General features: G+C 70.1%; 9 protein-coding genes. 7 read left to right on the forward strand and 2 right to left on the reverse strand.

What is annotated here, in order from left to right:
• The first annotated feature begins 13 nt into the window (after positions 1-13).
• A complete protein-coding gene (locus AHOG_RS27580; RefSeq protein WP_245856483.1) occupies positions 14-1,108 on the forward strand; it encodes an FUSC family protein in 1,095 nt (364 codons plus the stop codon).
• 274 nt (positions 1,109-1,382) lie between these two features.
• On the forward strand, positions 1,383-1,634 hold the full coding sequence (locus tag AHOG_RS27585; RefSeq protein WP_093943913.1) for a hypothetical protein: 252 nt from the start codon (positions 1,383-1,385) through the stop codon (positions 1,632-1,634).
• 239 nt (positions 1,635-1,873) lie between these two features.
• Here AHOG_RS27585 and AHOG_RS27590 read toward each other — a convergent pair whose 3' ends face one another.
• Both AHOG_RS27590 and AHOG_RS27595 read right to left on the reverse strand, forming a co-directional pair.
• Entirely contained in the window at positions 1,874-2,518 is a 645-nt protein-coding gene (locus AHOG_RS27590) for an HNH endonuclease family protein (RefSeq protein WP_093943914.1), read from the reverse strand.
• A gap of 319 nt (positions 2,519-2,837) precedes the next feature.
• Positions 2,838-4,052 carry an MFS transporter gene (locus AHOG_RS27595; protein WP_245856484.1) on the reverse strand — a complete coding sequence of 405 codons (1,215 nt, stop codon included), beginning with the start codon at positions 4,050-4,052 and terminating at the stop codon, positions 2,838-2,840.
• 134 nt (positions 4,053-4,186) lie between these two features.
• On the opposite strand from AHOG_RS27595, the gene AHOG_RS27600 reads away from it, so the two are divergent.
• The 5 genes from AHOG_RS27600 (at position 4,187) to AHOG_RS27625 (ending at position 13,684) form a co-directional block, all read left to right on the forward strand.
• The gene (locus tag AHOG_RS27600; RefSeq protein ID WP_093943915.1) at positions 4,187-4,729 is read left to right on the forward strand and encodes a TetR/AcrR family transcriptional regulator; all 543 of its coding nucleotides are present in this window, start codon (positions 4,187-4,189) and stop codon (positions 4,727-4,729) included.
• Between the two features lie 1,403 nt (positions 4,730-6,132).
• Complete coding sequence (locus AHOG_RS27610; protein WP_157737076.1) at positions 6,133-8,178, forward strand: Ig-like domain-containing protein; 2,046 nt, start codon at positions 6,133-6,135, stop codon at positions 8,176-8,178.
• A gap of 412 nt (positions 8,179-8,590) precedes the next feature.
• Complete coding sequence (locus AHOG_RS27615) at positions 8,591-10,882, forward strand: (Fe-S)-binding protein (RefSeq protein WP_093943918.1); 2,292 nt, start codon at positions 8,591-8,593, stop codon at positions 10,880-10,882.
• Positions 10,883-12,101: 1,219 nt separating this feature from the next.
• Positions 12,102-12,935 carry an SDR family oxidoreductase gene (locus AHOG_RS27620; RefSeq protein WP_093944876.1) on the forward strand — a complete coding sequence of 278 codons (834 nt, stop codon included), beginning with the start codon at positions 12,102-12,104 and terminating at the stop codon, positions 12,933-12,935.
• Between the two features lie 323 nt (positions 12,936-13,258).
• Positions 13,259-13,684, forward strand: coding sequence for a hypothetical protein (locus AHOG_RS27625; protein ID WP_093943919.1), 426 nt, complete (start codon positions 13,259-13,261; stop codon positions 13,682-13,684).
• Positions 13,685-13,939: the final 255 nt, after the last annotated feature.

The following is a 13,939-nucleotide window of genomic DNA, read 5'->3' on the forward strand; positions in this document are numbered from 1 at the left end:
GCACAATCGATGCGTGAACCGGGTGAGTGTGGAGGCGACACGGCGGTTGCGCAGACTGCTGCGCAACCTGATCCCCGTCCTGCAGTGTTCCGTGGCCGCCGGACTCGCCTGGTTCATCGCCGTTCACGTCATCGGACACCAACGGCCGTTCTTCGCCCCCATCGCGGCGGTGATCAGCCTGGGCGTGTCGCTGGGCGAACGGCTGCGCCGGGTGGCGGAACTCGTCGTCGGCGTCAGCGTCGGCATCCTCGTCGGCGACCTGCTGATCTCGGTGATCGGTTCGGGCACCTGGCAGATCGCCCTCGTCGTCGCGCTGGCGATGTCGGTGGCCGTGCTGCTGGACAGCGGCACGGTCATCGCCCTGCAGGCAGGCTCCTCCGCCGTGTTGATCGCCACCCTGCTGCCCCCCGGCGCCGTCGGCGGCTTCGACCGCTTCATCGACGCGCTGGTGGGCGGGCTGGTCGGGCTGGCGGTCGCGGCCCTGCTGCCCGCCAATCCGCTGGTCGTGGTCCATCAGAAGGGCCGGGTGGTCCTCGGTGTGCTCGCCGACGCGCTGCGGGCCACGGCGGTGGCGGTCTCCATCGGAGACCCGGCACGAGCAGGCGCGGTGCTGTCCGACGCGCGCGACGCTCAGGACTCCATCGAGGAGTTCACCACCGCGCTGGCGGCGGGCACCGAGATCGCCAGGATCTCGCCGCTGCGCTGGCGGAGTCGCACGGACCTCGACCGCTATGAGAACGCGGCGGTGCGCCTGGATCACGCACTGCGCAACACCAGGGTGCTGGCGCGGCGGGCGCAGGCCGCGCTGCGGGACGGCGAACGGGTGCCCGAGCGGCTGCCCATCCTGCTCGAACAGCTGGCGGGCGCCGTCGTCCTGCTCCGAGACGAGTTGTCGGCGGGCCGCGACCCGGTCCAGGCCAGGGCGGCCACGCGGGCGGTCGCCCGACTGTCGGCGGCGGACCTGATCGGCGGCAGCGGCTTCTCGATGCGGGTCGTCGTCGCCCAGCTGCGGTCGATCTCGGTGGACCTGCTGCAGGCAGGAGGCCTCACCCGTGACGAGGCGGTGGCCGCGCTGCCGCCGCTGCGCAGCGGTCGCTCCGACGAGTGACCCCGGCGAGTGCGCCGAGGCGGGACCATCGCGACTGATCAACTCCAATGGCCGCCGCCCGTGGTCGGGCCCGCCCTGGACCGATGCCGGCGGCCGGGTCCGGCGGTGCTCACGCGAGCCGCACGACGTCGGCGCCGACCGAGGTCATCCCGCGACACGCCAGGGCGCGGGCCCGTGAACCGCTCCTGCTCCGCGCATCGGCCGTTACCGTGGCTCTCGACGTCTCGCGCGGCCCGGCGAGGCGGCCCGAGGCATCCGAGGCGGGGAGGCTCCCATGGCGGAACTGTGCACGAAGATCACCGTCGCTCGGGGCGGCGTGATGACCGACGAGGTGGGCGTCATCACCGGCGAACTGGAACTGTGCACCTCCTGTGATGAGGACGGCCGCGTGCGGGTCTCCGTGCGTTACCTCGGTGCGGACGAGCTGTACTCGCTCTCGGCGGCGGACTGCACGTTGCACGACGCCCGCGATCACCAGGCGCTGCATCAGTCGCTCGTCGGCGTGCTGAACCGGCCGGCGGGCTGAGCCCCGGCGCTCCGCACGTCCCTGTCGGCACACGTCCCTGTCGGCACACGTCCTGTCCTGTCGGCACACGACACGGAGCCGCCGGGACACAGCGTTGAACACGACGCCCTGGAACACGGAGTCACCGGGACACGGTGCCCCGGACACGGCACCCCGGACACGGCACCTCGGACACGGCGCGCTGGACACGGCGCGGGTGCCCAGGCGGACCGCCGGCCGGCTGCGAAGTCGACGGGTGCTCAGCAGGTGTCGAGCAGCCGGGTCAGCGCGGCGCGCTCAGCGGAGGTGACGGTCAGATCCCAGGCATGCTTGCTGCCGATCCAGATCCGGGCGTAGGTGCAGTGGTATGCCGTGCGCGGCGGAACCCACTCGTCGGGTGTCTGATCGCCCTTCGAGCTGTTCACGCTGCCGGTGACGGCGATGAGCTGCGGGTTGGTCAGGTCGTTGGCGAAGGCGGTCCGGCGGGAGGCGCTCCACGATGACGCGCCGGAACGCCAGGCGGCGGCCAGCGGCACGACGTGGTCGATGCTGATCTCGGAGGGGACGGTGCGCGTCTGGCCGTCGTACTCGCTGTACCAGCTGCCGGAGGTGGGATAGCAGTCGTTGCCCACCTGCACGTCGTCGCCGTCGCGACGCAGCACCATCTCGCGGGCGTTGCAGTTGCCCTCCACCGCGTTCCAGTGCGGGAAGAGGTCTCGGGAGTAGCCGTCCATCGACCCCTCCGGGGCCACGGTCAGCGACGCGAGCAGGCTTCGGGCGGTCGTCTCGCTCGGGATGCCGGGCGGGGCGGCGGAGGCGGGCCCCTGCAGGGCCAGCGACAGCAGAGAGGTCAGTAGGGCGAGCAGGCTCAGCCTGCGTAACCGGGTCGAACGGCGAGACGTCATCGGGCGCTCCTATCCCCGTCGTGGGAAGACCCGCCCACCGTTACCTGTCCACATTGATCTGGCAAGACCCGTGAATGAACAACGGATCACCGCGTGCGGAAGAGTCGCGCCGGGGTGGTCGGCAGCCGACGCGCCGGATCTCGCGGCGGTCGCCTGCCGGGCAGCGTCGATGTCGAGCGCACCGTCGAGGACCCCGGGAACCTCGCCGCCGGCTCCGGTGAGGCTGCTCGGGTGCCGACGCGGGGCTCGGGGGCGCCGAGCGCCGCTACTGCGCGTGGATCACCGAACTGCTTCGCGCCGGCACGGGCGTATTGTTCGTTCACACTCCGGCGCCGCTCGCACTCGTCGGTCGCATCAGGCGTTGCGCGCAGAGGGACGCTCCCAAGGCGAGCAGTGCGAGAGCGGCGGCGACGAGACTGACATACCGGCTGCCGAGGAGTTCGATCCCGGCCCCTCCGACGAGCCCGGACATCGCGATTGCCAGGTACAGCACGCTCTGGTTCAACGAGATCACGATCGGTGTGGCATCGGGCCGTAGGCCGATCAGCCGATGCTGCTGAGGGGTGGTGATCGCGAAGGCGCCCACCACGTAGAACCCGACGACCGCGAGCGCGGCGCCGAAATGCCCGACCGCCAAGGGCACTACGAGCAGCCCCGCCGTCAACCAGCTGAGCGCGATAGTGACCACGCGAGCCCCGCCGAGACGATCGGTCAGGAATCCGGCGGCGAGATTGCCGACCGCACCGGCGATGCCGCCGGTGAGCATCAGCACCGCCAGTGCCACACCGCTGCCGCCGGTTGCCGGAGCGTAGATGACACCGATGTAGGTGTAGGGGACGAACACGGCCGTGAAGGCCACCAATGTCGTCACCAGAAGCAGCAAGACACGACGGTCTCCTAACGGGCGGAGTTGCGCACGAAGCCCACCGGCCGAGGGAACGTGCAGGTGCTCGGGCACGAGCACCCAGACACCGACCAGGCCGATGACCGCCAGGGCGGCGGTGAACCACATGGTCGCCCGCCAGTCCAACAGACCGCCCAACGCGGTCCCGATCGGAGCACCGAAAGCCACCGCGGCAGTGAAGCCGGTCACCACCAACGCAATCGCCCGGCCCTGCAAGCGCGGCGCGACCAAGGTCGCGGCGGTCACCGAGGCGTTCGGGATGAACAACCCCACCCCGGCTGCGGCCACGATCTGGGCGGCGAGGATCTGACCGTATGAACCGGCCAACGCCGTGCCGACCGCTCCGAGTAGATAGATGACCGTCGCCATCACCAAGACGGTGCGACGCCGCCACACCGCCGTCAGCGCCGTCAGCACCGGCGCGCTCACCGCGCACGTCAGCGCGAACACCGTCACGATCTGCCCCGCGCCTGCCACGGAGATCTCGAATGCCTCGACCAACATCGGCAGCAGCCCGGCCAACACGAACTCGCCGGTGCCGACCGCGAACACACCCAGGGCCAGGACCGCCACCCGTCCCATTCCTCCGGTAGAGGTCTGCTCGCTCGGAGCCTGCGGCGGGTGCGTCATGTGCTGCGTCCTTCCCTGCGCGGAGTGGGTCGACACGACCATCCGCACTGCTAAAATGGTACTGATCGGTGCCGTTTTGGACGGTACCGACCGGTACCATCTGTGTCAAGGATGCATCCTGAAGGAGTCGAACGATGGCCACCAACGCTCGTCAGCGACTGTTGGACGCTGCGGAGAAGCTCTTCTATGCCGAAGGAATCCAGGCCGTTGGCCTGGAGCGGCTACTCGCCGAATCCGAAGTCGGGCGCGCCTCGTTCTACCGTCACTTCGCCAGTAAGGACGACCTGGTCGTGGCCATGCTGAGCAACTACGACGAGGCTTACCGAACGTGGCTGGCCGAACGAACCACGGCCCTCGGCGGCACCCCGATCGCGGCCTTCGACGCGCTGATCGAATATGCCGAGACCTCTGGCTTCCGAGGCTGTGCCTTCATCAACGCCATCGCCGAGGTCGCCGAACCGGACAGTCAGATCCGCGCCATGGCCAATCAGCACAAGGAGGCCGTCGTCGACTACCTACGCCTGCTGCTGGCCGAGGCCGGATACCCCGACGACACCGACCTGGCCCGGCAGCTCCTGCTCCTGATGGACGGCGCCGCAGTCACCGAACTCTATGAACGATCCGATCGAGCCGCCCGGCAGGCCAAGACCATGGCCCTGGCGATCCTGGAGCGGTGAACGCCACCGCACCGGGTCGGTCCACTGTGGACGCAAGGGTCAGACGTGGTGTTCATGAGCGCTGCGATGGCTGTCCCCTTCGGCGCGAAGGACAGATCCAGGTCGAAGTCATCGAATGCGGTCGGGTGATCTCCGTCGATCTCCATTGCGATTCCTCCTGTCGGGTGGTGCCGCCTGGCTGTTCGCTCACGTCGCGGGCCAGGAGATGGTGACCGGGACCGACGTGTCCAAGACCAGACCCGAGCTTCGGTCCGGGCATGCGCCGGCCGGGTGGGCGCGGAACTCGGCTCGATGTCCTCGGTGTCGTCGATGCCAGGCGTCGATCTCGGAACTCAGGCGATCGGCCGTCGCGTGCGCCTGGTGGCCGTGCCCGACGGCGCCGAACTCGTAGACGGTGCGGTCGGTGTCGACCTGCCGGATCGCGAGAGCGGTCGGGCGCAGGCCTGGTCGACTCGATGCGGGGCGCGGCGCCGAGGACGTCCGTTCCGTCGCCCGCCGGACTTCGGCGGCGTTCGCGCGCCACGGCACGGGGGACCGTCTCCCGTGTGCCGGTCGAGGGCGTCATCCCTCCCCGAATCCCTGCTCCCTGCCTGTCCACGGCATCCGGTCGGTGCGGCGACGAGCGGCCCGCGATCGCGAACGGACGATCTCCTCCGCGTTGAGGATCGCGCCGCCCGTCAAGCGATGCGCTGGTCGACAGGCTCCACGACGCAGGCCACAGGCCTGCGCGCCCGGCGGCCCGTGATCCTCGTCGCGACGTCAAGCAGAGCCCGTCCCGCGGGCGTAGATCGTCCGAGCGGAGCCCGGCCGTCCACATCGGTACGGGTATCGGCTTCGGCGACCGTCGGCGCCGCGTGCCGATGTCCGCACAGCCTCGACAGCCCAAGCTCGGTCCGTCCGAGATCGCCGCTGCCCACGGTCCACCCGCCATCGACGGACCGCACGGCTCGGGTTCGGCCTCACGGACGTGGGCACCCGCGCGGCTCCCCGCCGCGGCCGCCGACCGGCGCGCTCCCTCGCCGGACGACGAGCGGGCAGATCATGCCGAGCGTTCGACGGGGCGCCCCGGCCGCCCCACGCAGTCGACCTGCCCCTTCCGACCCGGAGGCCGCAGAGGCCCCGGCCGCACCCGGCGCTCACTACCGGCACCGACATGCTAACTCTATGGAGTCAAAATGAGCGGCCTGTGGATAAACGTGCAGGATACGCGCACATTTCGGACGCATCGCCCCGAGGTCGACACAGGGTCAACGATCCCGCACGCTGCGCATATAACGAAGAGGTCAACTTAGTACCTATTTTCACGAGCCCGACCCGAGTCGACCTTCCGTGAGGTTACGGTCCCCTCGTCACCTGAACGTGTGACCCCAACCGGGGGGCTGGGGCACTGGGGAAGGAGCTAAATGAGCAAGGCAAGTCCCAGTCGGGGGCTGCTCGCCGCGGCGTTGTCCGCAGGCGTTGTCACCCTGGGGGCCTTCGGGGGCGTCGCAAGCGCCCAGACCGAGGAAGCGTCCCCGCTGAACAGTGCCGACGTGAACGTCGAGTCGATCCCCTCCGAGATGCGGGTCGCCATCGAGCGCGACCTCGGCATCAGCGCCGAGGCGTACGCGGAGCAGGCCACTGCGGCAGGAAACGCCTCGATCACCAGCACCCGCCTCGCGGGCGAGCTGGGTGACAGCTTCGGCGGCGCGTGGTTCAACTCGGACACGAACTCTCTCCACGTCAAGGTCACCGACAACGTGGCGGCACAGGTCGCCGTCGACCTCGGTGCCGAGGTCGAGGTGGGCGGGCCCAGCCTCGGCCAGCTCGACGCGGCTAGCGCCGAGCTCGCCTCGTGGGCGTCCAACCAGAACGGCCTCGTCGCAGGCGTCTCGGTCGACGTCCAGAGCAGCTCGGTCGTCGTGACCCTCGTCAACGGCGAAGAGGCCGCAAGCCTCGCGGGCCAGGTCCCGAACGTCGGCGTCGAGGTCACCACCCAGCAGCAGACCGCCGAGCGCAGGCTCGTCGACATCAACGGTGGCGACGGCTACTTCACCGGCAACCAGGCCGAGGACGCCATCATCGGCGTCTGCTCCTTCGGCTTCCCGGCGTACGACGCCGCGGGCAGCCCCTTGTACCTGACCGCAGGACACTGCTACGGCGACGAGGACAACAGCGTCGCCTACCGGGAGATCCCCAACGAGCAGCCGTCCCTGCCGCTGGAGCGCCTCGGCGACTTCGGCACCGTGTCCTTCGGCGAGGACAACAACGACTTCGCCACCATCAACATCACCGGCGACTCCATCGCGCCCGCCGTCAACACCTGGAACGGCGACACGACCACCCTCACCGGCGTCGTCGCGCCGCTGGAGGGCATGGAGGTCTGCAAGTCGGGCCGTACCACCCAGTACACCTGTGGCGAGATCACGCACGCCGCGACGACCTGGGAGGGCGTGAACGACGGCCAGGGCAACCTGGTCGACATCGACGGCTTCGAGCACAGCGCCTGCACCGAGGGCGGTGACAGTGGCGGTGCCATCGTCGCGGGCTCGCTCGCCGTGGGCATCACCTCCGCCGCCGCGGGCAACGCCGACGGCGGCTGTGAGATCACGGACGGTCAGGGCAACCCGATCGACCCGATCTCGCTCGGCGTCTCCCTGACCGCCGACGTGCTCCCCCACCTGAACGACGTCGCCGTGCTGACCGAGGTCAACGCGCCGGTCATCGAGTCCCCCGAGGACGGCCAGCGCATCGGCGAGGACGAGCAGGTCATCCGTGGCACCGCGAACCCGTTCGCCACGGTCAGCGCTCAGATCAACGACCAGTCCGCCGAGGTCCAGGCCGACGCGGACGGCGCCTGGGAGCTTCGTCCCGCCTCCGCGCTGCCGGTGGGCGAGTACTCCGTCACCGCCTCGCAGTCGCTGACGGTGGGCGGCCAGACCTACAGCTCCGAGGACACCAGCCTCACCTTCTACGTCGCCCCGGCGGCTCCGAGCATCCTCGAGCCCGCCGACGGCACCGAGAGCGACAACGCCACGCCGACCGTCAGCGGTACCGCTGAGCCCGGTGCGATCGTCACCGTCTCGGTCGACGACAAGGAGGCGAGCAGCGCCGACGCCGACGCCGACGGCAACTGGGCCGTCAACCTGGTCGACGAGCTGCCCGCAGGCTCGCACACCATCACGGCCGTGCAGGTCATCGACGGTGCCGAGTCCGCGGCCGCCAGTGTGACCTACATCGTGCTGGACGGAGACGGCGAGGTTCCTCCCCCCACCACGCCGCCCGGCGACGGTGAGGGCGAGGGCCCGGACGCCGGTGCCCCCGACCAGGATGAGGACGACCTGGCAGACACCGGTGCGAACTTCATCCTCCCGCTGATCATCATCGGCGGCGTGGCGCTCGCGGGCGGCACCTTCCTGGCGCTGAAGTTCCGGCGTCGCAACGCCGCGGGCACGGACGGCGTCGCCTGATCCAGGTGACACCGGTTCGATGAACCGCTGATCGACGACGAACAGGGCGGCCACTCCAGATCGGAGTGGCCGCCCTTTCGCGTCCCGGTCGTCGCCCTCGGATCGGACCACAGGCGGCGGATCGCACCTGACCCTCCTGTCGAGCCGGGTCCCGCCCCGGGGACCTGGCCGCTCGCCGCTGGATTCCGACCGGTGGCGACGGCCGAGGCAGGATCGCCGAGGGAGTCCGCGCTCGCCCGCACGTCGCTCGGCCCGCGAGAGTCAGGCGAGACGGTCTCGGATGTCGATGCGGTCGACCTCAGGCGACCCCGGCAGGGGACACTCGTCGTACCGCTGACCCCTACGGTGGTTACCGACCGGTAACTTGACGTACGCTGCCCACACTCGAAAGTTCGGACTGGAGGCTTCGGGGATGGACGTCCTGCACCTGGCCCTGGCGACGATCAGCTATGCGGTGACCGCGGTCGCGCTCGTCCTGTTGATCAGGGCGGTCGTGAGCATCGTGCGCACCGTTCGGCTGGGTCAGCCGGACCCGACCCGTAACGGCCCGCTGCCCCGCAGGCTGCGGACGATGCTGATCGAGATCGTCGGGCACACCCGGATGCTCAAATGGGGAGTCGTCGGGGCCGCGCACTGGTTCGTGATGGTCGGCTTCCTGACGCTGATCCCGATGCTCATCGAGGCCTACGGCGAGACGTGGAACCCGTACTTCAGCCTGCCCATCGTGGGCGGTTGGAGCCTGTGGGGCCTGTTCGTCGAGTTCATGGCCACCACGACGGTGCTGGGCATCCTCGTTCTGATCGTCATCCGCCAACGCAGTCATCCCCGCCGCGCCGACCTGCAGTCACGGTTCGCCGGCTCCAGCTTCTGGCAGGCATACTTCGTCGAGGGCGTCATCCTCGGCGTCGGCCTGTGCATCCTGCTCATCAGGGGCTTCAAGGCCGCCACCGACCACCTCCCCTATCCCGTGTGGGCCGCGCCGATCTCCCACGCGCTCGGAGCGGTGCTGCCCGCCTCCGCGATCGGCATCTCGATCGTCGCGACGATCAAGGTCCTCATCTCGATGGCCTGGGCGATCGTCATCGCCAGAAACCTGACCATGGGCGTCGCCTGGCACCGCTTCAGCGCCTTCTTCAACATCTACTTCAAGCGCGAGGCCGACGGCGCCGTCGCCCTGGGCGCGCTGAAGCCGATGATGAGCGGGGGCAAGCCGCTCGACTTCGAGGAGGCCGACCCCGACAAGGACGTCTTCGGCGCGGGCAAGGTCGAGGACTTCAGCTGGAAGGGCTGGCTGGACTTCTCCACCTGCACCGAGTGCGGCCGCTGCCAGTCGCAGTGCCCCGCGTGGAACACCGCCAAGCCGCTCTCCCCGAAGTTGCTGATCACCTCGTTGCGCGACCATGCCTACGCCAAGGCCCCGTACCTGCTCGCGGGCGGCAGCAAGGACATGGCGGGCGACGAGGTCGGCATCGTCGGCGACGACGCGGAGGCGAGGATCGCCGCGATCCACCGCGACGTGCTCGCCGAGGCGGAGCGCCCGCTGGTGGGCGGGGTCGACGAACTCGGCGTCATCGATCCCGAGGTCCTGTGGTCCTGCACCACCTGCGGCGCCTGCGTCGAGCAGTGCCCGGTGGACATCGAGCACGTCGATCACATCGTCGACATGCGGCGCTACCAGGTGCTCATCGAGTCGAACTTCCCGAGTGAACTCGGCGGGATGTTCAAGAACCTGGAGAACAAGGGCAATCCCTGGGGCCAGAACGCCAAGGACCGGCTGGCCTGGACCCAGGAACTGGACTTCGAGGTCCCCGTCTTCGACGGCGAACTGGCTGAGGACGTCGAGTACCTCTACTGGGTCGGCTGCGCGGGCGCCTTCGAGGATCGGGCCCGCAAGACCACGCAGGCCGTCGCCGAGCTGCTCCACCTGGCCGACGTCAAGTACACGGTGCTGGGACCGGACGAGACCTGCACCGGCGACCCGGCTCGCCGGGCGGGCAACGAGTTCCTGTTCCAGATGCTGGCGCAGCAGAACGTGGAGACGCTCAACGCCGTCTTCGAGGGCCGGGAGAAGCACAAGCGCAAGATCGTCGCGACCTGCGCGCACTGCTTCAACAGCCTGGCCAACGAGTACGCGCAGCTCGGCGGGGAGTACGAGGTCGTCCACCACACCCAGCTGCTGAACCGGCTCGTCCGCGAACGCAGGCTGGTCCCGGTCGCCGCGGTCGCCGAGGACGTCACGTACCACGACCCCTGCTATCTGGGCAGGCACAACCAGGTCTACACGCCGCCGCGCGAGTTGATCGGCGCCTCCGGGGCCGCGATGCGGGAGATGCCCCGCCACGGCGACCGCTCGATGTGCTGCGGCGCGGGCGGTGCGCGGATGTGGATGGAGGAGCGGGTCGGCAAGCGGATCAACGTGGAACGGGTCGACGAGGCGCTGGGCACCGCCCCGACGAAGATCGCGACCGGCTGCCCGTTCTGCCGGGTGATGCTCACCGACGGCGTCACCGCGAAGCAGAGCGAGGGACAGGGCGAGAACGTCGAGGTCGTGGACGTCGCGCAGCTGCTGCTCAGCGCGGTCCGACGCGGCACGGCACGGTCGGAGGGCGAGGTCGGCGGGGTCGGCGCGGACGCCAGGGCGGACGTACCGACCGACGAGGTCGGCACCGGGACCCCGTTGCCCGAGCAGGATGCGGCTCGCTGACGGCCGTCCCACCGACCCAGACGCCCTTCGCCGACCTACGGCGGAGGGCGTTCGTCCTTACGGGATGCCCGCGGCGGGAGGCGACAGAGCCCGGCTCACGCCGAGTGAGCCGCGGGCGGCTCCGCTTCGGCAGCCGCCGACCGTCGCAGACAGGCGACCGTCGCCATGTCGCACGCACCGCCGCGCCGAAGAGCGCCAGGAACCCTGCCGCGACGTCGACCTCGAAGCGGCTGACCTCGTACTCGCCGTCGAACAGCGGGATGCCCTTGCCCGATGAGAGTCGGCTCGATCTTGAGCATCAGTTCGTCGACGGTGTACCGGCGTGATCCGGCCTGTCCGCCGCCTGGCGGGCAAGGATGTACTGCTCGACCCCTTGTGCGGCGGTCGATCTCGATGGCCCAGAAGGTGATGTCCCCCGACGGGCTCCCGGGCCGAACGGGCGTCCGCAAAGCCCGGACGCGTCAGAAGTGCATGCTCCGACCTCGACCGGCATCGGCGGCATCCTGACGTTCTCACTGGCCGCAGTGCTCTTCGTCGTCGCGGGCGGCCTGCGCTGTTGCCATCACGACGTCGACGCGCGATCAGGGACCGTGGTCCGTTGCCGGCGGTGGGTTCCCCTGCGAACCCACCGCCGGCAACGGTATTAGCCGAGCATGAGCCGGTAGCTCAACGCCCGGACAGGTCAGGCGCCTGCCGAGGTTGCTTCGGCAGGCCTATTCCGTTGTCACGAATCGGCAGTGCGACGGAACACGGAACTCGTTGGAGACCGGCCCAGGACGTGAGGGCGCGCAGCACGCCCTAGACCGGAGTTTCATCGGAGCGTTCCCGGTGCGAAACTGGGAGCGCTCCCAATGATGAGAAGGGTAACGGGAGAGAAACACGCTGTAAACCCCCGGCGCGCAGTGATCCCGACTCCGAGCCGTCGGGGCGCCCGTCCGCAGGCAGTGCTCGACGCCCGTCCGGCGGCGCACCATGGGCGTTCGGCGGGGCGACGGCCGACCACACGACGACCCGGCCACGCTGGGCGGCTGGCGTCGCCCTTACTTCGGGAGCGCTCCCACACTCGTGCGGACAGCACGGAGAGGTGCCGTCGCACGGCAGGTCACCGGCGTGGACATGCCGGCACGACGGCCCGGCTCCGCAGGCGGTCGATCATGCGGCGCGGAAGCGTCGAGAAAATCGAGTGACTGTGAAGAGCGGCACACAGCAGGATCGGCGTGTGAGCGCATCCTCTGCGGAGCCGACGTCCGCACCGCCCCACCGTGATCCACGTCCGCTGCGCGGTCGCCGTGCTCTGGTCACCGGAGTCAGCAGAAGACAGGGCATCGGCTTCGCCGTCGCACGCAGGCTCGCCGCCTACGGGGCGGACGTCGTCTTCCAACATCACGTCCCGCACGACGCCGCGCAGGCCTGGGGAGCCGACCCGGCAGGCATCCCGGCGATCACGGCGGGCATCCAGGCGGCGGGGCCGACGACACGGGTCACGGACGTCGCGGCCGACCTGACCGCACCCGGCGCGCCCGCCGCCGTGCTGGACGCCGCCACCGCGGCAGGCGGACTCGACATCCTGGTGTGCAACCACGCCCGCTCCGAGCCGGACGGCGATCTCGAGGCGATGACCGCCGAGATCCTGGACGGGCATTGGGCGGTGGACACCCGGTCCACGATCCTGCTGGCCCGCGAGTTCGCCACTCGACACGGCGGCGGCGACGGCGGACGCATCGTGTTCATGACCTCGGGCCAGGGCCAGGGCCCGATGACCGGCGAGGTCGCCTACGCCGCGGCCAAGGGAGCGCTGGCCGCCATCACACCCACCATCGCGGACCATCTCGCGGACCGAGGCATCACCGTGAACGCGGTGAACCCCGGCCCGGTGGACACCGGATACGCAGGCCCGGCGGCACGGGAGGCCGTGGCGGCCCGGTTTCCCGGCGGCCGCTGGGGCGAGCCGGACGACCCGGCGAGACTGATCTCGTGGCTGGTCACCGACGAGGCACGGTGGATCACCGGCCAGGTCATCAACTCCGAGGGCGGCTTCCGCCGCTGGCGCTGACGACATCGCGGCTCCGGGCACGGCACGCCCCAGGCCGGAGCCCCGCGAAGGCGGGCCCGAGGCCTGTGAGGGCGGCGTCGCCACAGCCTGTGGAGCAGCACCGTGACCGACACCCTCGCGACCGCCGGCCGCACCGACGACGGCCGGCGGCGAAACCATGCCCGACAGGCAGCCCAGCCGTCGGCACTCCGCGGCCAGGCGGATCCGGCTGGTGACGAACGCGCCGGGCCGCGCGGACATCAATTCATCCACGGTGGACCATCGGGCCCGTCGTCATCCGGATACTGAAGGTGACAGCGACGACCCGGCCGGAGGGATCGAGCATGAGGCGATGGTGGCAGGCGCTGGCGACGGCCTTGGTGGTGACGGGCGGCGGCATCGCCGTGAACGTGGCGACGGAGTCGTTGGACAACGTCCTCGCCTGGGTCGCCGTCGTCGTGCTGACGCTCGCAGGCGCGGGCGTGACACTCTGGACCCAACGGGACTCCGGACGCCAAGACGGCGGATCGGACGCCGAGAAGGCGGCGCGGCGGGGCACGCCTGAGACTCCCCCTTCGGCACCCGTCCACAACTCGATCTCCGGCACCGTCGGCGGATCGGTCGTCCAGGCCCGCGACATCACGGGGGGCATCGTCGTCAACGACGCATCCCCGACGCTGCACCAGCATGCCGAGGCCGCAGGCAACGCCGAGATCCAGCAGGCGGGCGGCGACATCATCCGGAACACGAGGCGACGGCCGGGCAGTTGAACGACGTGGGAGCACGCGCACCGGTGGGGCGATCCTGAGCCGGAAGCACGGGTGTGCTCGCTGGTGGGGCGATCCGGTCGATGCGACGAGCAGGCGGCGGGATTCGATCGGCGGATCGCCGAGACGGTCCCGGCGATCCGCGACTCGGAGTCGGGCACGTTGGCGTCATTGGTGAACCGGGGTGTGGCGCGTGCGGTCTGCCCCCAGCGTTCGACGAGGGGTACCGGGACGAGGCCGTGTTCGAGGCGCCTGCGG

The organism is Actinoalloteichus hoggarensis, from assembly GCF_002234535.1.
Lineage (GTDB): Bacteria > Actinomycetota > Actinomycetes > Mycobacteriales > Pseudonocardiaceae > Actinoalloteichus_A > Actinoalloteichus_A hoggarensis.